The 24,808-nt window shown below is 61.5% G+C and carries 22 protein-coding genes and 2 pseudogenes; 6 read left to right on the top strand and 18 right to left on the bottom strand.

From position 1 onward, the window contains the following. Positions 1-310 precede the first annotated feature (310 nt). Positions 311-1,717: a cytosine permease gene (locus C4J84_RS10675; RefSeq protein WP_124370404.1), complete on the top strand. Its 1,407-nt coding sequence runs from the start codon at positions 311-313 to the stop codon at positions 1,715-1,717. 194 nt (positions 1,718-1,911) lie between these two features. On the opposite strand, the gene C4J84_RS10680 is transcribed toward C4J84_RS10675, so the two are convergent. The 5 genes from C4J84_RS10680 to ribBA all read right to left on the bottom strand — a co-directional run bounded on the left by C4J84_RS10680 (position 1,912) and on the right by ribBA (position 7,124). Beyond that, positions 1,912-3,066, bottom strand: a complete 1,155-nt coding sequence (locus tag C4J84_RS10680) for an ABC transporter ATP-binding protein (RefSeq protein WP_124366692.1) — start codon at positions 3,064-3,066, stop codon at positions 1,912-1,914. A gap of 17 nt (positions 3,067-3,083) precedes the next feature. After that, the gene (locus C4J84_RS10685) at positions 3,084-3,893 is read right to left on the bottom strand and encodes an ABC transporter permease (protein ID WP_124370405.1); all 810 of its coding nucleotides are present in this window, start codon (positions 3,891-3,893) and stop codon (positions 3,084-3,086) included. A gap of 6 nt (positions 3,894-3,899) precedes the next feature. Continuing rightward, positions 3,900-4,817 carry an ABC transporter permease gene (locus tag C4J84_RS10690; RefSeq protein ID WP_164487653.1) on the bottom strand — a complete coding sequence of 306 codons (918 nt, stop codon included), beginning with the start codon at positions 4,815-4,817 and terminating at the stop codon, positions 3,900-3,902. Beyond that, positions 4,814-5,839, bottom strand: coding sequence for an ABC transporter substrate-binding protein (locus C4J84_RS10695; protein ID WP_124370406.1), 1,026 nt, complete (start codon positions 5,837-5,839; stop codon positions 4,814-4,816). The genes C4J84_RS10690 and C4J84_RS10695 overlap by 4 nt, the downstream gene beginning before the upstream one ends. A 178-nt stretch (positions 5,840-6,017) precedes the next feature. Then, positions 6,018-7,124 (bottom strand): bifunctional 3,4-dihydroxy-2-butanone-4-phosphate synthase/GTP cyclohydrolase II, encoded by a 1,107-nt coding sequence (gene ribBA, locus C4J84_RS10700; protein ID WP_124370407.1) that lies wholly within the window; start codon positions 7,122-7,124, stop codon positions 6,018-6,020. A gap of 69 nt (positions 7,125-7,193) precedes the next feature. Here ribBA and C4J84_RS10705 point away from each other — a divergent pair, with 69 nt between their 5' ends. After that, positions 7,194-7,487: a DUF1330 domain-containing protein gene (locus C4J84_RS10705; RefSeq protein ID WP_124366697.1), complete on the top strand. Its 294-nt coding sequence runs from the start codon at positions 7,194-7,196 to the stop codon at positions 7,485-7,487. A gap of 139 nt (positions 7,488-7,626) precedes the next feature. Here the strand turns inward: C4J84_RS10705 and C4J84_RS10710 are convergent, their stop codons facing one another. The 10 genes and pseudogenes from C4J84_RS10710 to C4J84_RS10750 form a co-directional block, all read right to left on the bottom strand. Further along, complete coding sequence (locus C4J84_RS10710; RefSeq protein ID WP_124370408.1) at positions 7,627-8,190, bottom strand: NUDIX hydrolase; 564 nt, start codon at positions 8,188-8,190, stop codon at positions 7,627-7,629. A gap of 2 nt (positions 8,191-8,192) precedes the next feature. Further along, positions 8,193-8,945, bottom strand: coding sequence for a GntR family transcriptional regulator (locus C4J84_RS10715; RefSeq protein ID WP_065952753.1), 753 nt, complete (start codon positions 8,943-8,945; stop codon positions 8,193-8,195). Positions 8,946-8,968: 23 nt separating this feature from the next. Then, positions 8,969-9,358, bottom strand: a complete 390-nt coding sequence (locus C4J84_RS10720) for a carboxymuconolactone decarboxylase family protein (RefSeq protein ID WP_065883580.1) — start codon at positions 9,356-9,358, stop codon at positions 8,969-8,971. Between the two features lie 13 nt (positions 9,359-9,371). Continuing rightward, positions 9,372-9,857 (bottom strand): flavin reductase family protein, encoded by a 486-nt coding sequence (locus C4J84_RS10725; RefSeq protein WP_065952751.1) that lies wholly within the window; start codon positions 9,855-9,857, stop codon positions 9,372-9,374. Between the two features lie 12 nt (positions 9,858-9,869). Next, entirely contained in the window at positions 9,870-11,351 is a 1,482-nt protein-coding gene (locus C4J84_RS10730) for an aldehyde dehydrogenase (RefSeq protein WP_124370409.1), read from the bottom strand. Then, complete coding sequence (locus tag C4J84_RS10735; RefSeq protein ID WP_124366707.1) at positions 11,348-12,181, bottom strand: alpha/beta fold hydrolase; 834 nt, start codon at positions 12,179-12,181, stop codon at positions 11,348-11,350. Before C4J84_RS10735 ends, C4J84_RS10730 begins: the two co-directional genes overlap by 4 nt. A 39-nt stretch (positions 12,182-12,220) precedes the next feature. Then, on the bottom strand, positions 12,221-12,811 hold the full coding sequence (locus C4J84_RS10740) for an amino acid synthesis family protein (RefSeq protein ID WP_124362460.1): 591 nt from the start codon (positions 12,809-12,811) through the stop codon (positions 12,221-12,223). 167 nt (positions 12,812-12,978) lie between these two features. After that, positions 12,979-13,515: pseudogene (locus tag C4J84_RS26715) on the bottom strand (methyl-accepting chemotaxis protein); the annotation flags it as partial. A gap of 327 nt (positions 13,516-13,842) precedes the next feature. Continuing rightward, positions 13,843-14,922, bottom strand: a pseudogene (locus C4J84_RS26720) (cache domain-containing protein); the annotation flags it as partial. 140 nt (positions 14,923-15,062) lie between these two features. Next, positions 15,063-15,953 (bottom strand): bestrophin family protein, encoded by an 891-nt coding sequence (locus C4J84_RS10750; RefSeq protein ID WP_124362462.1) that lies wholly within the window; start codon positions 15,951-15,953, stop codon positions 15,063-15,065. A gap of 262 nt (positions 15,954-16,215) precedes the next feature. On the opposite strand from C4J84_RS10750, the gene C4J84_RS10755 reads away from it, so the two are divergent. After that, a complete protein-coding gene (locus C4J84_RS10755; RefSeq protein WP_177412775.1) occupies positions 16,216-17,067 on the top strand; it encodes a hypothetical protein in 852 nt (283 codons plus the stop codon). A gap of 2 nt (positions 17,068-17,069) precedes the next feature. After that, positions 17,070-18,095, top strand: coding sequence for a GGDEF domain-containing protein (locus tag C4J84_RS10760; protein WP_124370412.1), 1,026 nt, complete (start codon positions 17,070-17,072; stop codon positions 18,093-18,095). A 17-nt stretch (positions 18,096-18,112) separates the two neighbouring features. On the opposite strand, the gene C4J84_RS10765 is transcribed toward C4J84_RS10760, so the two are convergent. After that, the gene (locus C4J84_RS10765) at positions 18,113-18,412 is read right to left on the bottom strand and encodes a helix-turn-helix transcriptional regulator (protein ID WP_124370413.1); all 300 of its coding nucleotides are present in this window, start codon (positions 18,410-18,412) and stop codon (positions 18,113-18,115) included. 90 nt (positions 18,413-18,502) lie between these two features. On the opposite strand from C4J84_RS10765, the gene C4J84_RS10770 reads away from it, so the two are divergent. Both C4J84_RS10770 and C4J84_RS10775 read left to right on the top strand, forming a co-directional pair. Beyond that, on the top strand, positions 18,503-19,594 hold the full coding sequence (locus tag C4J84_RS10770) for an NADH:flavin oxidoreductase/NADH oxidase (protein ID WP_124370414.1): 1,092 nt from the start codon (positions 18,503-18,505) through the stop codon (positions 19,592-19,594). A gap of 285 nt (positions 19,595-19,879) precedes the next feature. Further along, positions 19,880-22,006 carry a TonB-dependent siderophore receptor gene (locus tag C4J84_RS10775; protein ID WP_124370415.1) on the top strand — a complete coding sequence of 709 codons (2,127 nt, stop codon included), beginning with the start codon at positions 19,880-19,882 and terminating at the stop codon, positions 22,004-22,006. Between the two features lie 134 nt (positions 22,007-22,140). Here C4J84_RS10775 and C4J84_RS10780 read toward each other — a convergent pair whose 3' ends face one another. Further along, the gene (locus C4J84_RS10780; protein ID WP_124362468.1) at positions 22,141-22,863 is read right to left on the bottom strand and encodes a FadR/GntR family transcriptional regulator; all 723 of its coding nucleotides are present in this window, start codon (positions 22,861-22,863) and stop codon (positions 22,141-22,143) included. A gap of 48 nt (positions 22,864-22,911) precedes the next feature. After that, on the bottom strand, positions 22,912-24,648 hold the full coding sequence (locus C4J84_RS10785) for an IlvD/Edd family dehydratase (RefSeq protein ID WP_124362469.1): 1,737 nt from the start codon (positions 24,646-24,648) through the stop codon (positions 22,912-22,914). Between the last annotated feature and the right edge of the window lie 160 nt (positions 24,649-24,808).

Genomic DNA, 24,808 nt, shown 5'->3' on the forward strand with positions numbered 1-24,808 from the left:
CCTCTGCTATGAAGCGGGTTTTTAATTTTATAGGTCTGATGGTATACCGTAATACAGCAGTTGCAAGGGCTTTTTTGGACAGGGCGATAAAACGTGTCTCTGACCACCAGAGCCCTCTATTACAGGGGTTTATCCTCTGGTAGCGGTTTTTCAAGGACCGGGATTACCGGATCAGAGGCGGGGCGAAAAAAGCGAATCAATCTTGTTAAATAGTTGGAATACCATAATATGGTGTTCATCTTGGGCGGCTGTAGAGCCCCCTCGGTTGGCGTCAAACAACTATAAGATCAGACAAACGCGAGTTATTCCTATGCCTCAGATGTCCCGGCAAGACCCCCTGATCGAGCATCATACGGTCGATTACGTCCCCCTCGCAGAGCGCCACGGGAAGGCCCGCGACCTGTTCACCTTGTGGTTCAGTACCAATATCGCGCCGCTGCCCATCGTCACCGGCGCGATGGTGGCCCAAGTGTTCCATCTCAACCTGCTGTGGGGGCTGCTGGCGATTGCCCTCGGGCATCTGCTGGGCGGTGTAGTGATCGCCCTTGCCTCGGCCCAGGGCCCGCGCATGGGCATCCCGCAGATGGTGCAGAGCCGCGGCCAGTTCGGGCGCTATGGCGCGCTGCTGATCGTGTTTTTCGCAGCGCTGATCTACATCGGCTTTTTCATTTCCAACATCGTGCTGGCCGGCAAATCCATCGTCGGCATCGTGCCCTCGGTCCCGGTGCCGGCGAGCATCCTGATCGGCGCTCTCAGCGCCACGGCCATCGGCGTGATCGGCTACCGCTTTATCCATACCTTGAACCGCATCGGCACCTGGGTGATGGGCAGCGCGTTGCTCGCCGGTTTTGCCTACATCTTTGCCCATGACCTGCCGGCCGACTTCCTCACCCGCGGCGGTTTCAACGCCGCCGGATGGCTGGCCACGGTGTCGCTCGGGATCATCTGGCAGATCAGCTTCTCGCCCTACACCAGCGACTATTCGCGTTACCTGCCGGCGGACATCGGCATCACCCGACCGTTTATTGCCACCTATCTGGGCGCAACGCTGGGCACCATCCTGTCGTTCGCCTTCGGCCTGGTGGCAGCGCTGGCGACACCGGAAGGCACCGAAGCGATGGTCGCGGTCAAACAAGCCACCGGCGCGCTGGGGCCGATCCTGATGGTGCTGTTCCTGCTCAATATCATCAGCCACAACGCACTAAACCTGTACGGCGCAGTGCTTTCGATCATCACCTCGATCCAGACCTTCGCCAGCCACTGGACCCCCAGCATCAAGGTGCGCGTGGTGCTCTCGGGCATTATCCTCGCCGGTTGCTGTGTGGTGGCGCTGGGCGCGTCGGCGGACTTCATCGCGCAATTTATCGGACTGATCCTCGCGCTGTTGCTGGTGCTGGTGCCGTGGGCCTCGATCAACCTGATCGATTTCTACATCATCAAACGCGGGGTGTACGACATCGCCTCGATCTTCCAGGCGGATGGCGGGGTGTATGGGCGGTTTAACCTGCATGCGATCGTGGCGTATTTCATTGGGATCATCGTGCAACTGCCGTTTGCCAATACGTCGTTGTATGTGGGGCCCTGGGCCAACCTGGTAGACGGCGCGGATTTGTCGTGGCTGGTGGGGTTGGCGGTGACGTGTCCGTTGTATTATTGCCTGGCGACGCGCAAGCACACGCAGAAGGTCCGAGCGGTGAAGTTGGGTTATTCGGACTGATCATCACGTCAAATCAAATACCCGGCGCTGCCGGGTATTTTTTTGTAGTCGGTTTTTCCTGGCGACGTAGTCTGGATCATTTGGTACAGACTTGATGCGACGCTCCGATGGCGGAACTGTCAGCTACAAACTAACTGGCGGATATTCCGCTATCGGGAGCCAGCCGCTGCCACATGAAGTCTTACAAGGCAGGCTCAGTGCGCTCCGGCCGCCTTATTCAAATCACTCTCCGCCCACTCCGTATACACACACGCATCCGCCGCGGCCCAACGCACCCGCACCGGATCGCCGGCCTTGAGTGGCATGCCCGCCGCCGAGAGCGCCTTGACCGTCATCGAAGTACCGCCGAGGGTCTTCACCGCGCAGGTCTGGCTCTCGCCCAGAAACAGCACCTCCCCGACAATCGCCGAGACCTCATTCCAGCCTGCGGCCAACGGTTGCTCGATGGCCTGTTCGACGCTCAGCGCCAGGGCCTTTTCCGGGCGCACCATCAGCAATACATCCTGCTCGGTTTGCAGGCCGCTGGTCAGGCGGATCGACAGCGACTGGCCTTCGAACGACGCTGCCGCATTGCCCTGGGCCTTGAGCTTGAGGAAGTTGGAATTGCCCAGGAACGAGGCGACGAACGCGTTCGGCGGGTTCTGGTACAGGTCGAAACCACTGCCCAGGCCGACGATTTTGCCGTGGCTGAAAATCGCGATGCGCTGGGACAGGCGCATGGCTTCTTCCTGGTCGTGGGTCACGTAGACGATGGTGATGCCCAGGCGCCGGTGCAGCTGGCGCAGTTCGTCCTGCAGGTCTTCACGCAGCTTCTTGTCGAGGGCACCGAGGGGCTCGTCCATCAGCAGGATACGCGGCTCGTACACCAGCGCACGGGCGATGGCCACTCGCTGTTGCTGACCACCGGAGAGTTGCGAAGGGCGGCGATGGGCGAACGGTTCCAGCTGTACCAGCTTGAGCATGGCGTCCACGCGTTTCTCGCGTTCGGCGCTGGCCAGTTTGCGGATGGCCAGGGGGAAGGCGATGTTGTCGCGCACCGACAAGTGCGGAAACAACGAGTAGCGTTGAAACACCATGCCGATGTCACGCTTGTGCGGCGGCACGTTGACCAGGGATTGCCCGCTCACCAGGATCTCGCCGCTGCTTGGCGTTTCAAAACCGGCGAGCATCGACAGGGTGGTGCTCTTGCCCGAGCCGCTGGAGCCGAGGAAGGTGAGGAACTCGCCGTCCTGGATGTCCAGGGAAATGTTGTCCACGGCGGCAAAGTCGCCGTAGTACTTGTTCAGGTTACGCAGGCTGACCAGGGGTTGGCCGGGGTTCTGCGCGACATCTTGGATCACTGCACTCATGTTCTGCTCCTGGGCGCTTAGGCGCTGGTTTCAGTGCGCCGACGAAGGGCGGCGGCGATCACCATGACCAGTACCGACAGGCCGATCAGCAACGTCGAGGCGACGGCGATCACAGGCGTCAGATCCTGGCGCAGGGTGGTCCACATTTTGACGGGAAGGGTTTGCAGGGTCGGGCTGGCCATCATCACGCTGAGCACCACTTCGTCCCACGAGACGAGAAAGGCGAACAGCGCACCGGCGACCATCCCTGGGCGAATCGCCGGGAAGGTCACCTTGAACACCGCCTGCACGCGCGAGGCGCCGCAGATCACCGCCGCGTCTTCAATCGACTGGTCGAACAGCTTCAGCGAGTTGATGATCGAGATGATGGTGAACGGCAGCGCGACAATCACATGGCTGACCACGAAGGCGAACATCGTGCCGGTATAGCCGAGCTTGAGGAACAGCGCGTACACCGCCACGGCGATGATCACCAGCGGCACGATCATCGGCAGCGTGAACAGGCCGTAGAGCAGCTCGCGGCCGGGGAAGCGTCCGCGCACCAGGGCAAAGGCGGTCGGCAGCCCCAGCGCGACGGCGAACAGCGTGGTCAGCACCGCCACTTTGAGGCTGGCCATTGCCGCGTTCATCCAGTCGGGGTTGGAGAAGAACTGGCCGTACCATTTCAGTGTCCAGCCCGGTGGCGGGAACACCAGCCATTGCGACGAACCGAACGACAGCAACACGATAAACACGATCGGCAACAGCAGGAACAGGCCAATCAAACCGGTGGTGGTGTAGAGGCCCAGGCGCATCCTGCGGCTCATGGCGTTGGGGGTCAGGAGCATGACGGCTTACCTCGCGTTGCTGGCGCCAACCGGGGATTCCGGCTGGAGCTTCAGGTAGAAGTAGAACAGCACCAGCGTGATGAAAATCAGCAACGCCGCACCGGCACTGGCCAGGCCCCAATTGAGGAACGATTGCACCTGTTGAATGATGAACTCGGGCAGCATCATGTTCTGCGCACCGCCCAGCAGGGCCGGGGTGACGTAGTAACCGAGGGACATCACAAAAACCATCAACCCGCCGGAAAACAACCCCGGCCGGCACAGCGGCAGGAACACCCGGAAGAAGTTGGTCCAAGGGCTGGCGCCACAGATGGAGCCGGCCTGCAGGATCATCGGGTCGATGGCCTGCATGGTCGCCTGCAGCGGCAACACGATGAACGGAATCATGATGTAGCTCATGCCGATCACCACGCCGGTGAGGTTATGCACCATCTCCAGCGGTTGATCGATGATGCCCATGGCCATCAACGCCTTGTTGATCACCCCCGAGGCCTGCAGCAATACCAGCCAGGAATAGGTGCGGGCGAGCAGGCTTGTCCACATCGACAGCAGCACGATACTCAGGATCCAGCGGCCCCAGCCGCGCGGCACGAGGGTAATCGCCCAGGCTAGCGGAAAGCCCAGCAGCAGGCTGAACAGGGTCACCAGGCCGGCCACTGAAAAGGTATTGAGCAACACCCGCGCATAGGCCGAGTTGGCGAACAGCTGTTCATAGTTGCCAAGGCCCGGTACCGGCTCCAGCACGCCGCGCAGTAACAGGCCGATCAGCGGTGCCAGGAAGAACAGGCCGAGGAACAGCAGGGCCGGGATCAAGTTGCTCGACCCCCGCCAGCGTTGCGCCAGGGATAGCGCCCCGGCCTTGTGGGAAACCGCGTCGGCAGCGCCGAGGGCGCTCCCGGTCGGCGTGGTTGCCGTCATTTTCATTTGACTAGCCATTCATTCCACCGTGTCGCAATGGCCGGACCGTTCTTGGCCCAGTAGGCGAAATCGAGGGTGATCTGATCCTTGGCGTACGCCGTCGGCAGGTTGGGCGCCAGGACCGAATCCAGGCGCTGCACGCTGTCGATATTTACCGGAGCGTAGGCGGTCAGGTTGGAGAAATCCGCCTGGCCCTTGGCGCTGCTGGCACTGGCCAGAAACTTCATCGCGGCCGCTTTGTTTTTCGAGCCTTTAGGTACCACAAGAATGTCGGCCATCACCAGATTCTGTTTCCAACTCACGCCCACTGGTGCGCCATCTTCCTGCAAGGCGTGAATGCGGCCGTTCCAGAACTGGCCCATGCTGACTTCGCCGGAGGCCAGCAACTGTTGCGACTGCGCACCGCCGCCCCACCAGACGATGTCTTTCTTGATGGTGTCGAGTTTCTTGAAGGCGCGGTCCAGGTCCAGGGGGTAGAGCGTGGCGGCGGGCACGCCGTCGGCCAGCAGCGCCAGTTCAAGCACACCTGGGCTTGGCCATTTGTAGAGGGCGCGTTTGCCGGGGTAGGTCTTGGTGTCGAACAAGGCGCTCCAGTCCTGCGGTTTGCCGGCGCCGAGCTTGCCTTCGTTGTAGCCGAGCACGAAGGAGAAGAAGAACGAGCCGACGCCATGGTCGGAGACGAAACGCGGGTCGATCTTGTCGCGCTCGATCACCGAGAAGTCGAGGGGCTCGAGCAGGCCTTCGGCGGCGGCGCGCAGGGCGAAGTCGGCTTCGACATCCACCACGTCCCACTGTACGTTGCCGCTTTCGACCATGGCCTTGAGTTTGCCGTAGTCGGTGGGGCCGTCCTGGACGACGGTGATGCCGCTGGCCTTGCTGAAAGGATCGGCCCATGCCTGCTTCTGCGCATCCTGGGTGCTGCCTCCCCAACTGACGAAGTTGACACTTTCCGCCGCCAACGCCGCCTGGCTGGCCACGCTCAACAAACCCGCGAACAGCACCGCGGTTGCACCTGTGTTCAACACCATTTTTACGCCCTCATTGTTGTGTTTATGAGCGGGGCTTGGAGTGCCCGCCTGTCGGGAGCAATCGGTCCGGGAGACCTGATTCAGGTTGTCCGGCCCATGGAATATCATATTATGGTATTCCAAACTTTGCGCAAGCACTTTGCCATACCGGCTATCCGCCGACGCTGGGTTTCCAGCCTCAGGTGAAGGGGATGCTTTCCACGACTTCCAGGTCGTAACCGGTCAAGCCTGCGTATTTCAGCGGTGGTCCGAGGTGGCGCAGTTTGCCCACGCCCAGGTCCTGCAATATCTGCGCGCCAGTACCCACTTCCGAGTAAATCCGTGACTGGGAGCGGCTGAACTGACGCGGCGCCTGGGTTAACTGCGGTACGCGTTCCAACAGTGCCTGGGACGACTCATGGTTGGCCAGCACCACCACCACGCCGCTGCCTTCTGCCGCCACGCGTTGCAGGGCGGCCCACAAGGTCCAGTTGGACGGCCCACTGTAGTCGGCACCGACCAGGTCGCGCAGCGGGTCGATCACGTGCACACGGACCAGCGCCGGCTCATCGCGGCGCAGTTGGCCCATGACCATGGCCATATGCACGCCGCCGTCGATGCGGTCTTCAAAAGTGATCAGGCGGAAGGTGCCGTGCACTGTGGGTAGGTCGCGTTCGCCGATGCGTACCACGGTGCGTTCGGTGCTGAGGCGGTAGTGGATCAGGTCGGCGATAGTGCCGATCTTGATCCCGTGCTTGCGGGCAAAGGCTTCCAGCTCGGGACGGCGGGCCATGGTGCCGTCGTCGTTCATCACTTCGACAATCACCGAGGCCGGTGTGTGCCCGGCCAGGCGCGCCAGGTCGCAACCGGCTTCGGTGTGGCCGGCGCGGGTCAGCACACCGCCATCCCGGGCGCGCAGCGGGAAGATATGTCCTGGCTGCACAATGTCGGCGGGGCCCGCGTTGATGTCCACAGCCGCCACCACGGTGCGTGCGCGATCGGCGGCGGAGATGCCGGTGGTCACGCCGGTGGCGGCTTCGATGGACACGGTAAACGCAGTGCTGAACACGCTGCCGTTACTCGGCACCATCTGCTCCAGGCCCAGGCGTTGGCAATGTTCATCGGTAAGGGTCAGGCAGATCAGGCCCCGCGCTTCGCGGGCCATGAAGCTGATAGTCTCGGCGGTGCAGCACGCCGCAGGCAACAGCAGGTCGCCTTCGTTTTCCCGGTCTTCGTCGTCGACCAGAAGCACCATCTTGCCCTGGCGGTAGTCTTCGATGATATCTGCGATGCTGTTGAAGGGCATGAGGAGTGCTCTGCTTGTTGGTTGTATGTATTATGGTATACCACAAATTCCAAGCAAGAGGATGTCTCGATGAAGGCCTATTGGATTGCCCATGTGGATGTGTCCGATGCAGAGCAATACACCCAGTACACCCAGCGCGCGCCGGCGGCGTTCGCGAAGTTCGGCGGGCGATTTCTGGCCAGGGGCGGGCGCAGTGAGGCGCTGGAAGGCGGGCCTGTGCGGCAGCGCAATGTGGTGATTGAGTTTGAGAGCTATGAGCAGGCGGTGGCGTGCTATGAGTCTGTGGAATATCAGGAGGCAAAGGGGCATAGAGCGGGGGCGGGAGAGGCGCAGATCATTATTGTGGAGGGGCTGGCGCCCTAGGCATACCAGGCCAAGTGTGGTCAAAATGTGGGAGGGGGCTTGCCCCCGATGGCGGTGGGTCAGCTATAAACAAGCTGACTGACAGGCCGCTATCGGGGGCAAGCCCCCTCCCACATTTTGAACCGTGTTTAGGCTGAGATCAGCGCATGAAGTGAATCTTGCCAATGTCATCATTCCCCATGTAGATGCCATACACCCCAGCCTGGCGTTCCTCGATGTAACGCTCGAGAATCTGCCGGATCGCCGGGTAGTAGATGCTGTCCCACGGAATGTCCTCGGGGGCGAAGAATGTGTAGGCCAGGGTTTCCAGGCCGAACTGGCCGGTGATCTCTAGCGCGATGGCGCGGAAGATGATGTACACCTCGCTGATTTTCGGCACGCTGAAAATCGAGTAGGGCGACACGATCTCGGCGCGCACGCCGGTCTCTTCCCAGACTTCGCGCAACGCCGCTTCTTCGGTGGTTTCGCCACCTTCCATGAAGCCCGCCGGCAGCGTCCAGGTGCCGGGGCGTGGGGGGATTGCGCGCTGGCACAGCAGGTATTTGCCGTCCTGCTCGATGATGCAACCGGCGATGATCTTGGGGTTGATGTAGTGGATGTAGCCACAGCCCCGGCACATCAGGCGCTCGTGGGTGTCGCCCGGTGGCAGTTGGTGACCGAGGTCACGGCCGCCGCAGGTCGGGCAGAAGCTGGGGCTGGGCACGGTCAGTGACCTATGCGCGGTTCTTTGAGCGCGATAGGCAGGGTGATCTCGGGGAGCTTGCCGGTTTCTTCCTGTTTGCGCTTGAGGTAATCCAAGGCCACGGCTGCCGCTGCACGCACGTGATCGACGCAGGCTTGGTGGGCGGCCAGGGGGTCACCGCTCTTGATCGCCTGAACCATGCGTTCCATTTCCTGGTTGCTGGCGCCACGCCGGTTTTGCTGGGACACAGACGTCGCGCGCAGGTAGCTGATACGCGCCTGCAACTGGCGCAACTGAGTGGCGGCCACGTGGTTGCCGGATCCTTCGAGCAACACATCATAGAAGCCCTGCACGGAGTCGATCACTTGCTGCAGTTCGCCTTCCTTGAGAGCCTTGCGGTTTTCCTCAAGGGCTTTTTCCAGGGCCTTGATGTCCTTGGCCTTGGCGCGCAGGGTGAACAGCTGCACGATCAAGCCTTCGAGCACGCAGCGCAGTTCATAGATATCGACGGCATCGGCCAGGGTGATGATCGCCACCTGCGGGCCCTTGGCATCGGCGAATTCCACCAGGCCTTCGGACTCCAGGTGGCGCAAGGCTTCGCGCACCGACGTGCGGCTGACACCGAGGCGGTCACACAGGTCGCGCTCCACCAGGCGGTCACCGGGCAGTAGCTGGAAATTCATGATGGCGCTGCGCAGTTTCTCCAGCACGATTTCGCGCAGGGTGACCGGGTTGTGATTGACCTTGAAGCTATCGTCGAGGGGCGCGCGTTTCATGGGGTCTGCTCTGAATGTAGCGGTTAACTGGAGGCCTCGGCATCGGCTTCGGCGAAGGCTTCACGGGCCAGCCGGAAGCTGTCCACAGCAGCGGGAACCCCGCAGTAAATGCCGACCTGAAGCAGAATTTCGCGTATTTGTTCACGACTTAGCCCGTTGCGCAAGGCGCCACGCACGTGCAGCTTGAGTTCGTGAGGCCGATTGAGGGCCGAAATCATTGCCAAGTTTATCATGCTGCGTTCTTTAAGCGACAAACCCTCCCGGCCCCACACATGGCCCCAGCAGTACTCGGTGACCATCTCCTGCAGCGGTCGGGTGAAGTCGTCGGCGTTGTCGATTGAACGCTGTACATAGGCTTCACCCAAGACTTGGGTACGAATTTTCAGGCCCTGTTCATACTTGTCGTTGCTCATGCTTCAGCGCTCCTCAGGCCAGAGTCGGCAATGGGCCCAGCTTGCCCTTGTGATAGATCATCGGCGTGACCGGCTGTGTGGGCAGGATCAGGTTCTTCACCGCACCGACAATGATCGCGTGGTCGCCGCCGTCGTATTCGCGCCACAACTCGCACTCGATGATGGCCGTGGCGTTGGCCAGCAGCGGGTTGCCCAAGTCGCTCAGGTGCCACTCGATGCCCTTGGCCTTTTCCTTGCCTTTGCTGGCGAAGGCATAGGCTTCGGCGGTCTGTCCGGCGGACAGCAGGTGGATCGCGAAGCGCTTGCTGTCGCGCAGGATCGGGTAGGTGTCCGACGCGTAGTTGGGGCAGAACAGCACCAGGGCCGGGTCGATCGACAGCGCACTGAAGGCGCTGGCGGTGATGCCGACGATGCCGCCGTCCGGGTCGAGGGTGGTGACCACCGTGACGCCCGAAGGGAACGAGCTCATGACGTCTTTGTAAATGCCGGGTTCGATCATGGTTGTGGACTCTTAACGCATCACGAAGGGATCAGGCATGGGCGCCTGGGAGAGGTTGATCCACACCGTCTTCAGCTCGGTGTAGGCCAGCACCGAATCGATGCCGCTTTCGCGTCCATAGCCGCTGTTCTTGAAGCCGCCGATGGGCGCCATGGCCGAGACGGCGCGGTAGGTGTTGACCCAGATAATCCCCGAGCGCACGTCGCGTGCCAGGCGGTGGGCGCGGCCCAGGTCACGGGTCCAGATGCCGGCGGCGAGGCCGAACTGCGAGTCGTTGGCGATGGCCAGGGCCTGGGCTTCGTCCTTGAAACGGATCACCGAAGCCACTGGGCCGAACACTTCTTCCTGCATGATCTTCATTGAGTTGTGGTCGCATTCGAACAAGGTCGGCTCATAAAACCAGCCTTCGCCGAGGTTCTGCGGGCGCTTGCCGCCGGTGCGCAGGCGTGCGCCTTCGGCGATGGCATCCGCCACCAGGCCTTCGACCACGGCCAGTTGCTGGGCGGTGGCCATGGGGCCCATCTCACTGGCGTCGTCCTGCGGGTTGCCGATGCGAATGCGTTGGGCGCGTTCAACCAGGCGCTCGACGAACTCGTCGTAGATTTCATCCTGCACCAGCAGGCGCGAACCGGACACGCAGCTTTGCCCTGACGCCGCGTAGATCCCGGCGATTGCACCGTTGATGGCGCTGTCGAGGTCGGCGTCGGCAAAAATGATATTCGGCGATTTGCCGCCCAGTTCCAGCGACAGCTTGGCGAAGTTCTCCGCGCTGCTGCGCACCACATGCCGTGCGGTGGCCGCGCCGCCGGTAAAGGCGATCTTGCGTACCAACGAGTGGCGGGTGAGGGCGGCGCCGGTGCTTGGGCCGTAGCCGGTCACCACGTTGACCACGCCTGGTGGAATCCCGGCTTCCAGCGCCAGGCGCGCCAGCTCCAGGACGGTTGCCGAAGCGTGCTCCGAGGGTTTGATCACGATGGTATTGCCAGCCGCCAGGGCCGGCGCGAGTTTGATCGCCGTCAGGTACAGCGGGCTGTTCCACGGAATGATCGCGGCGACCACGCCCATGGCTTCGTGGACCGTGTAGGCGAACAGGTCCGGTTTGTCCAGCGGCAAGGTACCGCCTTCGAGCTTGTCGGCGAGGCCTGCAGTGTAGTGGAAGAACTCCGGCAGATAGCTTACCTGGCCGCGGGTCTCGCGGATCAGTTTGCCGTTGTCGCGGCTTTCCAGCTGCGCCAGTTGTTCTGTGTTTTCGGCGATCAAGTCACCCAGGCGGCGCAGCAATTTGCCCCGTGCTGTGGCGCTGAGGCTGCGCCAGGCCGGGCTATCGAAAGCCGATTGCGCGGCCTGTACGGCGCGGTCCACGTCGGCTTCATCGGCATCGGGCAATTGCGCCCAGGGTTCGGCCAGGGCCGGGTTGAGGCTGTCGAAAGTCTTGCCGGACAGGGCATCGACCCATTCACCGCCGATGCACATCTGGAAGCGTGCGAGTGTCATGCAACGATCCCCTTTATTGGATTGTTTTGGGCGTACACGGTGTCGAGGAACCCCAGCAGCAGGCTATTGACCAGGCGCGGTGATTCCACCGGCATCATATGCCGTTGCTCGGCCAGCACCGCAACCGTGGCGCCGGGAATACGGTCGGCCAGTTGCCGGGCCATTTCCGGCGTCGAGCCGGGGTCCAGTTCGCCGGTGGCGACCAGGGTGGGCACGCGCAACCCCTTGAGGTCGTCGGCGCGGTACATGTCCTGGGTCGCAAACAGCTCGTAGGTGGTGAGGTAGCCCTGGGGGTCATTGCCCGCCAGGGTCTGGCGCAACGCGGCGATCTGCGCCGGGTTGGCCGCCTGGTATTCACGGCTGAACCAGCGCGACAGCGCCGCTTCCGCATTCGCATCCGGCCCGTGCTCGGCGGCCTGGGCCGTGCGCGCGATCACGCCGGCACGCTGCTCGGGGCTGCGGTTGAATACACTGTTGAGCACCACCAGGCTTTTTAGACGGTCGGGGTAATGCAGGGCAAACGCCCGGGCAACCAGGCCGCCCATGGAAAACCCGATCACCGTGGCCTGGGGCAGTTGCAGGTGGTCGAGCAGTTCCAGCAACTGGTCCGCATAGCCGAGCAACGGTGTGCCGGCGGCCGGGCGCGGGCTGGCGCCATGGCCGAGCATGTCATAGCTGATCACATGGTAATTCGTGGCCAGGCCAACGATTTGCCCGCCCCACATTTCTTTGTTCAGGCCCACGCCGTGGATCAAAACCACAGGCTGGCCTTGGCCGGTCGCCAGGTAACTGGTACCTGCCGGGGTGCGTTCAGCGGTGAGCCGAATCATGGAGCGCTCCTGCATGCTTTTTGTTATGGCCGGTGTCGCTTACTGGGCTTTTTCAGCCGCCAGCTCTTCCAGGTCGATGTAACGGTTGCCGATCCGTGGGTGCAGGCGACCGCCATCGGCGCAGCCCAGCACGACGACGATTTCGTCAGCGCGCGGCGCGTCTTCGATTTGCATTTCCAGGGTGATGTAGTGCGAACGCAGGCCTTCGTCGTCCTTGTGCATCATTGGAATCTGGATCGAGGTACCCGGGCCGCCGCGCTTGTTGGTGAAGCTCAGGTAGCTTTTGGCCTTGACGGCTTCACGGTAGTGGTTGCCGAAGCGCAGGGTATGGATGATCGCACTCGCGTGTTCGATCTCGCCATCGGCGCCTACCACGGCCGCTTTGCCGTAGGCCTCGATCTTGTCGGCACCGCCGATGATGCCCACCAGGCGCTCGACCATCAGCGCGCCGAGGTCGGAGCAGTTAGCGCGGATCTCCGGCTTCAGGTCTTCGACGAAACCACGGCCCAGCCAGGGGTTTTTCAGTACCACGGCCAGGCCGACCATTTTCACGGGCGTGTCGGAGGCTTTGCCGCCCTCGATAAAGGTCTCTTCTACATAACTGACGATCTTGCGGATTTCGAAACTCATGGGCTGCTCCGTCTAAGTGAGGGTCTGCGTATGATGGTATACCATAATACGAGAAGCGCAATAGGCGTGCGGCAAGATCCCAGGCAAGCGTGCGTGGGTTTGTTGAGGAGGGGGGTTATGCAGCGATCAGGCGGTGAAGGGCTCACCGCCTGTCTTGGGAGAGGACGTCAGAACTTGAAGCGGCCCACCAGCCCGTTGAGCTGACCGGAAATGTCGGTCAAACGCCCCGACCCGCTCTGCGCCGTATGCGCAAACTCTTCAACCAACTGCGCATCGGCATGAATCTGTGCGATGTGCCGGTTGATCTCTTCGGCCACTTGGTGCTGCTCTTCGGCGGCGGTGGCGATCTGGGTGTTCTGGTCGCGAATCGAGTCCACCGAACCGCGAATCTTGTCAAAGCTGTCGCGGGCCTGCTGGATGCGTTCCACGCTGGTGTGCGACCCCTGCAGGCTGCTTTGCATTTGCTGGGTGACTTCCTTGGTGCGGCGGGCAAGATTGCCCAGCAGGCTGTCGATCTCGCCGGTGGAGTCGGCGGTGCGGCGGGCGAGGGCGCGGACTTCGTCGGCGACCACGGCGAACCCTCGGCCCTGATCGCCGGCGCGTGCGGCTTCAATCGCAGCGTTGAGCGCCAGCAGGTTGGTCTGTTCGGCAATCGAGCGGATGGTATCGAGGATGGCGTTGATGTTCTGGCTGTCTTGTTCGAGCAACTGCATGGTCTGCGTGGATTTCTGCAGGTCTTCGCTGAGCTTGAGCACGCTGCCGGTGGCTTCGCCGATGTGCTGCTGGCCGTTGTGTACGTCGCGATAGCCTTCGTCGGCACTCGACGCGGCGGCGCTGCACGAGCGCGCCACTTCATTGGCGGTGGCCACCATTTCGTTGAAGGCGGTGCTCACCAGTTCCACGGCTTCGCGTTGGCGGCCGGCGGCCTGGTTCATGTTGTGCGCGACTTCACGGGTGTCGGCGGCGGCGGTTTGCAGGTCTGAGGATGCGTTGCCGATGCGCTGCACCAGCTGGGCGATCATGCTCAGGAACTGGTTGAACCAACCGGCCAGGCTGGCGGTTTCGTCCTTGCCCTGCACCTTGAGCTGGCGCGTGAGGTCGCCTTCACCTTCGGCAATTTCCTGCAGGCCGTCGGCCACGCCGCGAATCGGGCGCACGATCACGCGGGCGAAACTGGCGCCGACGATGGCGAACACCAGCGCCAGGACGGCGGCGATGGCAGCGATCAACCACGTCAGGCGGGTGGCGCCGGCCATCACTTCGTCACGCTTGATCAGGCCGATAAAGCGCCAGCCCAGGTCTTTGGAACTGACCACGTTGGCCATGTAGGCCACGCCGTCGATGTTCACCTCGGTCACCCCATCACCGTCCTTGGCCAGTTCGGCGTAGTTCGGCCCCAAGCTGGCCAGGGGCTTGAAGTTATGCTTGGCATCGCTGGGATCCACCAGCACGTTTCCGTCGGCCTCCACCAGCATCAGGTAGCCGCTGTCGCCCAGCTTGATGGTGCGCACCAGTTCGGTGAGCTGCTTGAGCGACACGTCCAGGCCGACCACGCCAAGGATATTGCCAGTGGTGTCGGCGACGGTATGCACGGTACCGATCAGCACCACATCGTCCGGTGCCCAGTAATAGGCACCGGTGCGCACGGTCTTGCCCGGCGCAGCAATGGCCGCCTGGTACCAGGGGCGCACGCGTGGGTCGTAGTTGGTCAGTTTGGTGTCGTCCGGCCAGCTGGCGTAGCCGCCGTCGCGCAGGCCCAGGGACAGGTAGGCAGTGCTGGGATGGCTTTTGGCGAATTGGTCGAAAATCGCCAGCAGTTCGGTGTTGGTCGGTGTGAGCGGGATTTGCGCGGCGTCCGCGCTGGCGTAGCTCTTGAGGTCCTTGGCCGCGATAACGCGCGGGTCCTTGGCCACGTACTCGACGTTCTGGCTGATGCCGTCGAAAAACTGCTTCATGCCATTGTCGATCTGGCGGATTTCGCGGCCGCTGCTGTCGAGAAAGTTGGCGAGGGCGCCTTCGCGCACATTCAGCACCACGATCATCGCGACCAGGACGACCGGGAGGCACGCGATGGCCGCAAACGCCCATGTCAGCTTCTGCTTGATATTCATGACTTCACCCGCGGGTATTTATAGTTTTGGCAAGGGAGAAAACGGTCGTGCTGTGCGTCGCATGCGTTTTATGAGGACATGGTCATGCTTACCCTCGATATATCGACCGAGGGCGGCGGCACTTGAGGGGAGGGGGGCAATCAGCCGATCTGGTCACCGGCCAGGGCGTCACGGCGCATCGACTGCAGGTTCTTCTCGATGGTTTCGCAGATCGCTTCCATTTGAATCTGATGTTCACTGGAGCGAAACGGGCTTTGCAGGTCGGTGCCGATGCGCTCGATGGCCAGCAGCATGAAGCCCACCACTGTGGAGGCCAGCGGGGTGAACCAGCCGAGGGATTCCACCAGGCCCACGGGCACGATCAGGCAGAACAGCGAGATGAACAGACGTGGAAAATACACGTAAGGGTAGGGCAGCGGCGTGTTGGCGATCCGCTCCATGCCGCCCTGGGCATTGGACAGGTCCACCAGCGTCGACTCCAGCCGCGCCAGGCGGATGCTGTCCAGGTGACCGGCCTTGTATTCCCGGGCCAGCAAGGCGGCCGAGCCGGTGAGAATGTCGTTGGCGAAGTTGTTGGTGGCGCCATTGCGGGCGAATTCCGCGTCAGGGATGAACGCGCGCACTTCCTCCGGGCAGGGCTCGCCCTTGAGGTGCGCGGCCAGGCAATTCACATAGGCCACATGACGGCGCAACAGCGTGGATTTGATCGGGTTCACTTCGCTGTCGGGATCGTCCAGCAGGGTCAGTACCTGGCGCGCGAAGCTGCGCGAGTTGTTGACCATCGAGCCCCATAAGGTGCGCGCTTCCCACCAGCGGTTGTAGGCGCTGCTGTTACGGAAACTGATCAGCACCACCAGTGCCGAACCCAGCAAGGTCAGGGGCATCAGCGGCAGGTTGATCTTGGAGTTGAGGAACAGCATGAAATCCACCGTGACGGCGATATCCCACAGCAACAGCCAGAACAGGGCCCAGCCCACATAGCCCATGGTCTTGATGATCAGGCGGTATTTCTTGAGAAGGGCAGCTTTCAAACGAGAACCTCGCGGCGTGCGGTTGGCAACAGTGCCAGGTTACGACGCCGTAGACGGGTGAAGGTTCGCCTGACGGGACCCGGTTCGGGAAATCTGGAACAACTTTGGTACTGATGTCGTCTGGCGCGGCAATCGCTGTACATTGCGCCGAGGCAAAAAGCCATTAACCGCAGGGTTTACCACGTGATTTGTTTTGGGGCCGGGCTGCAGGGATTTCGTAGCTGAGATCAGTGGAATCAAGTTGGATGATCAGGGCTCTTTCATGCATGTCAGTTCGTTGAAGTCGGCTATGTGTAATACCGCGCAAGCGCTCGAACGTCATAGGGATTTTGAATCGTGCTTGAGAGCGCATTACCACGTGCTGCTCGTGCCCTATTCCAGACGACCGTTTTTCTATAAGAGTGCACTTAAATACAGCCGTTTGATGGTGTCGTTTGCGTTATTGAGCGAGTACTTCGCCACACCGCTGCCGTTGTTGTCCGAAGTTAAAAACCTGTGCGTGACGCGCAGGTATTGTTCGAAAAACAGCCTGGAATCGATCTTTCTGTTGTTTCGTGCGCTGGGCTTCATGGAGGTTGCGCCGCACCCCGAAGACAGTCGCTTCAGGGTGTATGCGCCCTCGGACGAAGCCTGCCGTGAAGCGCGCCTGATGTTGACCTCACTCACGGAGTCGTTGGCGCGGCTGTACCCCGAGAGGGCGATTTTTCAACAATTGCGCGAGTTGGATGACCGCGGTTTCCTGGCCCTTTACTTCAGGGGGTTTGCCATCATTCTCGACGCCGACCTCACGGTCGATGTATTGCTGCCCGAGTGTTACTGGCTGGTGAAAAGAGACGCCGGGCACCTGTTGATGTTGGCCATTTATAACGATGCCTTTGCGCCGGAAAATGATCGGGCAACGTTCAGGTCATCTTCGTATCTGGCATTGGCCAAGCAACTTTCGGTGTCCAAGACCCACATTATTCGAATGGTGCAGGAGGGCGTGGAAAAAGGCTATTTCAAAGCGCACTCCAAGACCCGGCTGGAAGTTCTGCCGCCCTTTGTCAGCCTGGTAAAGCGGTTCATGGCCTTTTCATTTGCGGTTGGCCTGCATGCTATTGAAATGGGAGCGTAGGGATGCCTGCTCACTTGAAGTTAAGGCCCAGGATGCGCCGGTTGCTGTCGCCTGCGGTAACGCAAGCCGAATGGATAGGCATCGTTGCCTGGATTGGTATCGGCTTGATCCAGGCGATGATGTTCGACCCGTATGTGTTGAGCGTCACCCTCGGCCTGTTAGTTGTGTGCCGTGTTCATTCACTGACGACGAACTTCCTGTTGTGGCGGTTGCTGGGGGTGAGCTATATCGTGCTGTTGTCGGTGGGGTTTGCCTACATCATTCACTTGAATCCGCCATTGCGTATCTACGGCTTGCCCCTGGCCGTCACCCTGGTTGTCGGCAGCGCGATCCTGTTTATCAGTGTCCAGGATTATCTGGTCGGCGCCCTGTCGGTCTGGCTTATCCTGTGGTCGCCGATGCAGGCCGAACTCTATGCCGCAACCCAAAGTTATCTGCTGATATTTTGCGCGTCGTCGGTGTCGATCGGTTTCATCCTGAGTTACTCATACTTGAAGAACCTGCGTTCGGTGCTGCTGGTGGAAAGTGAGTTTCGCGCATTGGCCGAGACCGATTACCTGACCTCTATCCTCAACCGACGCGCGTTCATGCAAAGCTTCGAAAAGTTGCTCGACAGCGGCCAGGGCGGCTACTTCATCATGTTGGATATCGACAGTTTCAAGGCCAAGAACGACCTGTACGGCCACGACGTCGGCGATAAGATTTTGCGCGCCATGGCGCTCTGCCTGAAAAACGCCAAAGGCAGCCACAGCTTTGGACGCATCGGTGGGGAAGAGTTCGGCGTGTTGTTGCAGGGCGATGACTCGGCGCTGGCCGGCGAGTTTGTGCTGGATTTGTTGCAGGCGATCCGCTGCAGCGTCGCCCCGCCGCACAACTACACGTGCAGTGCCGGCATGGCGCGCTTTTCGGCAGGTGACGAATTGTCGACAGTGCTCAAGTTAGCCGACAAAAACCTGTATGGCGCCAAGCGCAACGGCAAGGACTGTGTGCATCTGGATGGCGCGCCGCTGCGGTCGGTTACGGCCTGAAGCGCAGGGGCCGGTGTTCAGCGCTGGGCAAGCACACTCGCCAGCAAGCCGGGGAAGCGGCCTTCGAGCTCTTCGCGACGCAACGAGTTCATGTGGGTGGTGCCGACATTGCGGGTGTTCACCAGGCCCGCATCGCGTAACACCCTGAAGTGGTGGGACATGCTCGATTTGGGGCGCCCGCCGTCCAGTTCGCCACATGTGGCTTCGGGCACGCCGGCCAGGCAGCGCACGATTTCCAGACGCACGGGGTCGCTGAGGGCGTAGAGCACGCGCTCAAGTGTCAGCTCTTGCGGGGTAGGGTGTTTGAAGGCTCGCATGGCGCGGATCATAACAGGGGGGTAGCGTTGAATACCATAGTTCGATTACCATCGAACTATCGAATCACGCACGCTTATCCGGAGTATCTGATGTCCGCTTTGTTCGAACCGTTCAAACTCAAAGACGTTACCTTGCGCAATCGCATTGCCATCCCTCCGATGTGCCAATACATGGCCGACGACGGCATGGTCAATGACTGGCACCACGTGCACCTGGCCGGCATGGCCCGTGGCGGTGCCGGCCTGCTGGTGGTCGAGGCCACTGCCGTCGCGCCGGAGGGGCGTATCACCCCGGGCTGCGCCGGTATCTGGAGCGATGCCCATGCCGAGGCGTTCGTGCCGATGGTCAAGGCGATCAAGGCCGCAGGTTCCGTACCCGGTATCCAGATTGCCCACGCCGGTCGCAAAGCCAGCGCCAACCGTCCATGGGAAGGCGACGACCACATCCCGGCCTCCGATGCCCGCAGCTGGGAAACCATCGCCCCGTCGGCCATTGCGTTCGGCGCGAACCTGCCCAACGTACCGCGTGCCATGACCCTGGACGACATCGCCCGCGTCCAGCAAGACTTCGTCGACGCCGCCCGTCGTGCCCGTGACGCCGGTTTTGAATGGATCGAGCTGCACTTCGCCCATGGTTACCTGGGCCAGAGCTTTTTCTCCGAACACTCCAACCAGCGTACCGACGCCTACGGTGGCAGCTTCGACAACCGCAGCCGCTTCCTCCTGGAAACCCTGGCCGCCGTGCGTGAAGTCTGGCCGGAAAACCTGCCGCTCACCGCCCGCTTCGGCGTGATCGAGTACGACGGCCGTGATGAGCAGACCCTCACCGAGTCCATCGAACTGGCCCGCCGGTTCAAGGCCGGTGGCCTGGACCTGCTCAGCGTCAGCGTCGGGTTCACCATTCCCGACACCAACATTCCGTGGGGCCCGGCGTTCATGGGCCCGATTGCCGAACGTGTGCGCCGTGAAGCCGGTATTCCGGTGACGTCGGCGTGGGGCTTTGGTACCCCGCAACTGGCCGAAAGCGCGCTGCAGGCCGGGCATCTTGACCTGGTCTCCGTGGGCCGCGCGCACCTGGCTGATCCGCATTGGGCGTACTTTGCGGCCAAGGAACTGGGCGTGGACAAGTCGTCCTGGACCTTGCCGGCGCCTTATGCGCATTGGTTGGAACGTTATCGCTGAGTTAGCGACTGCGTAGCGACTTGGTAAAACTGTGGGAGGGGGCTTGCTCCCGATGGCGGTGGGTCAGTACCAGATTGTCTGGTTGATCCACCGCCATCGGGGGCAAGCCCCCTCCCACATTTGGTTTTCAGACATCAGGAATACCGAGTCACTGGATACAGAGGCGATACGCGAAAAATAACAAATGAGAATGGATGTCAAACGCGAATGCGTTGATATATGATGCGCGGCGAATTCTTGGCAGGTTTGCCGCCCCATCTGGCTCATTCACTAGGTTCAACATCCATGCGTCGTACCCTGATTTCCATCTGTGTGCTTCAGGCGTTTTCCCCTTTTACCTGGGCAGAAGAAGCCCCGACTGAAAAAGCCGGTATCGAGCTGCAAGCAACCAATGTGACCGCCACGGCGGATTTCGAGTCAGCCCAGGGCCCGGTGCAGGGCTACCACGCCACGCGATCAGCCAGTGCGACGCGCACCGACACCTCGATTCATGAAACCCCGCAGTCCATCAGCGTGGTGTCCAGGGATGTGGTCGAAGACATCGGCGCAACGCGCCTGCAGGATGCCCTTGATTATGCCGGTGGGGTCGGCCGCGCCAACAACTTCGGTGGCCAGGGCCTGACCACCTTCACCGTGCGTGGCTTTACCACCGGTGAGTTCTACCGCAACGGTTTCCCGATCAATCGCGGTTACCCGAACATGCCGGATGCCAATACCATCGAGCGCCTCGAGGTGTTGCGCGGCCCGGCGACCATGCTCTACGGCCGTGGCGACCCCGGTGGCACGTTCAACGTGGTGTCCAAGCAGCCGCTGGCCGAACGCAGCGTCACCTTGGGCAGCCAAGTCAATGACCAAGGCATGAAGCGCGGCACCCTGGATGCCTCCGGCCCGCTGGACGAAGCAGGCCGCCTGGCCTATCGCCTGAACGTGGTGGGCGAGGGCGGCGACACCTTCCGCGATCACGTCGAGACCGAACGCTACGGCGTGACGCCGGTGCTCACCTGGCAGGCCAGCGATGACACCAAGGTGATTTTCGAAGGCGACTTCATGCGCAACAATGCCCCATTGGACCGTGGCCTGACGCGCTACCCGAATCAGCGCGGCACGCCGTCGCGCGAGACGTTCTGGGGCGACAAGGACGTAGGCAAGCTGCATAACGACAACGACATGGCGCAGTTGCGTTTCGAGCATGCGCTCAATGACAACTGGACGTTGGGCGGCGGTTTCCAGTGGTTGGATGGGACATTGAAGGGCAACGCAATCGAGGCTAACGGCCTGGGTGCCGATGGCCGCACCCTGCAACGCAACTTCAACTACCGCAAGCTGGAATGGACCGACAAGGACTATCAGCTCAACCTGACCGGGCATTTCTCCACCGGCGGTTTCGAGCACACCTTGCTGACCGGCATTGAGTACGAAGACTACGACTATAAGTCGATCATCCAGCGCTCCAGCGCCGCCTCGGGCACGTACCCGATCGATATTTTCAACCCGGTCTACGGCCAGGCGCGCCCGCCGCTGACGCGCACGCCGACGCATGACAAGGAAAACCTCAAGACCTACGCGGCCTTCGTGCAGGACCAGGTGGCCCTGACCGAGCGCTTGAAAGTCCTGGCCGGTGCACGTTTCGAAAGGTTTGAACATGACTACGAAAGTTATGTGCCCGGCGTGAACCCCTTCCAGAGCGCAGAAAACGCCGTCACCCCACGTGTGGGTGTGATCTACGACCTCACCGATACCGTCGCGGTGTATGCCGACGCCGCGCGTTCGTTCAAGCCGAACACCGGTGCGGCACGCGAAGGCGGCGGCTTCGCGCCGGAGAAAGGCAAGTCCTATGAGATGGGGATCAAGTGGGAAGCCTTGGACCGCCAACTGAGCGTTGACGCTTCGATCTATCAGATCGACAAGAAAAACGTACTGACCACCGACCCGGTAATCAACACGTTCAGCGTCGCCGCAGGTGAAGTGCGCAGCCGAGGCTTTGACCTTAACGTCGCGGGCAACCTCACGCCTGAGTGGCGCATGATCGGCGGCTATGCCTACGTGGATGCCGAAGTCACCAAGGACAACAGCATCCGCTCCGGCACGCGCTTGTTGAACATCCCGCGCAACAGCTTCAGCCTGCTCAACGTCTATGAGTTCCAGGACGGCGCCCTCAAGGGCCTGGGCCTCGGTGTGGGCGGCAAATACGTCGACCAGCGCGCCGGGCAGACCGCCAATACCGCCTTCTCGATGGACGCCTACACCGTGGTCGACCTGCTGGGCTATTACAAGGTCAACGAACAGGTACGCCTGAACCTGGACGTGAAAAACCTGTTCAACCGCGAGTATGAAGAAGGTGCGTTCGGCAACGTATATGCCTACCCCGGCGCACCGCGCACGGTGCAGGTCGGAATCTCCTACACCCTCTGACGCCGTACACAGTTCCAAATGTGGGAGGGGGCTTGCTCCCGATAGCGGTGTATCAGTCAAAAATATTGAGACTGACACACTGCAATCGGGGGCAAGCCCCCTCCCACATTTGATCCCATTTATCCCTTGAGAGGCTACAACGGCGTCAACACATTCATCACCGTATCCAACGCCACCCGCGTGTCATCCAACTGCACCAACGATGCATGCCGCGCGCCCAGTGCGTCGCGGTTTTTGATCGCGGTGAGGATCGCCTTGTGCCGGGGCAGGCTCAGGCCCTGGATATCCGGGCGGCGGTTGGTGATGTTGATCGACTCGCGCAACGGCAAAGAGAGCATGTTGCACATATAGGCGAGCAGATCGTTGCGGGTGGCGTCGGCAATGGCGCGGTGGAAGTCCAGGTCGGCCTGCAACAGGTCTTCGTGGGTTTTCGCGGTTTCCATGCCCACATAGGCCTTTTCGATGGTGGCGATGTCTTCATCGGTGGCGGTGGTCGCGGCCATGGCGGCGATTTCCGGTTCGAGGATGCGCCGCACCCCGGCCAGGGTGTTGAAAAACTCGCTGTGGGGCGTGGACTGCATCAACCAGGACAGCACGTCCGGGTCGAGCAGGTGCCACTTCAAGCGCGGCCGCACCACGGCGCCCACCCGAGGCTTGGAATACACCAGGCCCTTGGCGCTGAGCACCCGCGTCGCCTCGCGCAACACCGAACGGCTGACCTTGTATTCCTCGCACAGCGTGGCTTCCATGGGCAGTCTTTCTTCCGGCTTGAAGCGCCCGGAAACGATGTGCATGCCCAAGTCCTGAACGATCTGGGCATGCATGCTCTTGCGCGGCTTGGGCGGCTGGTGATCCATAACGACGGGCAGGCTCTGGCTTAAATTCGCCGCATCATAGCATCCCAATTAGTGGGAATGCCGGGGGACTTCGGCGCCACGGCAGCCCACCAGGAAGTCGAAGTCGCAACCCTGGTCGGCCTGCAGCACATGGTCGATGTACAGCTGGCGATAGCCGCCGACGATCAGTTTCTCGGGCGGCGCCAGGTCGGCCATGCGCGACGCCAATTCGGCGTCGGGAATGTCCAGGTGCAAGCGCCCGTTGGCGCAGTCCAGTTCGATCCAGTCACCTTCCTGCACGGCCGCCAACGGCCCGCCCGCTGCGGCTTCCGGCGCCACATGCAGCACCACCGTGCCATACGCGGTACCGCTCATGCGCGCATCGGAAATCCGCACCATGTCGGTCACGCCCTGGGCCAGCAATTTGGCCGGCAGGCCCATGTTGCCGACTTCGGCCATGCCTGGGTAACCCTTGGGCCCGCAGTTTTTCATGACCAGGATCGAGTTGGCGTCCACGTCCAGCTCGGGGTCATTGATGCGCGCCTTGTACATGTCGAAGTTTTCGAACACTACTGCGCGGCCGCGGTGCTGCATCAGCTCGGCGCTGGCGGCAGACGGTTTGAGCACCGCACCCAGCGGCGCCAGGTTGCCGCGCAGCACGCAGATGCCGCCGTCGGCGCGGATCGGGTTGTCGAGGGTGCGGATCACTTCGTCCTGGCCGTAGATCGGTGAGTCCTTGGTGTTCTCGCCCAAGGTTTTGCCGTTGACGGTCAAGGCATTCGGATGGGGGATCAGGTTGGCTTCGCCCAGGCGGCGCAGTACGGCGGGCAGGCCGCCGGCATAGTAGAACTCTTCCATCAGGAAGCGCCCCGAGGGTTGCAGGTCGACGATGGTCGGCATGCCACGCCCGATGCGGGTCCAGTCGTCCAGGTCCAGCTCGACGCCGATGCGCCCGGCGATGGCTTTCAAGTGGATCACCGCGTTGGTCGAACCGCCGATGGCCGCGTTCACCCGGATCGCGTTTTCGAAGGCTTCCTTGGTGAGGATCTTCGACAGCTTCAAGTCTTCGCGCACCATCTCCACTGCACGCATGCCCGACATGTGCGCCAGCACATAACGCCGTGCATCCACTGCCGGAATCGCCGCGTTGTGGGGCAGGGAGGTGCCCAGGGCCTCGGCCATGCAGGCCATGGTCGACGCGGTGCCCATGGTGTTGCAGGTACCTGCCGAGCGCGACATGCCGCCTTCGGCTGCAAGGAAATCATCCAGGGTAATGGTGCCGGCCTTGACCTGTTCGCTGAGCTGCCACACCACCGTGCCCGAGCCGATGTCCTGGCCCTTGTGCTTGCCGTTGAGCATCGGCCCGCCAGTGACGACGATGGCTGGCACATCACAACTGGCGGCGCCCATCAGCAGGGCCGGGGTGGTTTTGTCGCAGCCGGTGAGCAGCACCACGCCATCGATCGGGTTGCCGCGAATCGCTTCTTCCACGTCCATGCTCGCCAGGTTGCGCGTCAGCATGGCGGTGGGGCGCAGGTTGGATTCGCCGTTGGAGAACACCGGGAATTCCACCGGGAAGCCACCGGCTTCGATCACGCCGCGTTTAACGTGCTCGGCGATCTGGCGGAAGTGCGCATTGCACGGGGTCAGCTCCGACCAGGTGTTGCAGATGCCGATGATCGGCTTGCCATGGAACTGATGGTCGGCAATGCCCTGGTTCTTCATCCAGCTGCGGTACATGAAGCCGTTCTTGTCGGCAGTACCGAACCACTGGGCGGAGCGTAGGCCGGGCTTTTTATCAGACATGATCGATTCTCTTATTGTATGACTATATGTTCTGAGCGTGGTTAAACATAAGCGCAAAATCGAAGCTTTGGAAGAGTTGTTTTGCAAATAGTCCTACTATATAGTCTTTCTCAACTGAGGTATGACCCTGGCGGATTTTCGCGAGAGGCGTCCCCCGAGC

The organism is Pseudomonas sp. R11-23-07 (assembly GCF_003852295.1).
Lineage (GTDB): Bacteria > Pseudomonadota > Gammaproteobacteria > Pseudomonadales > Pseudomonadaceae > Aquipseudomonas.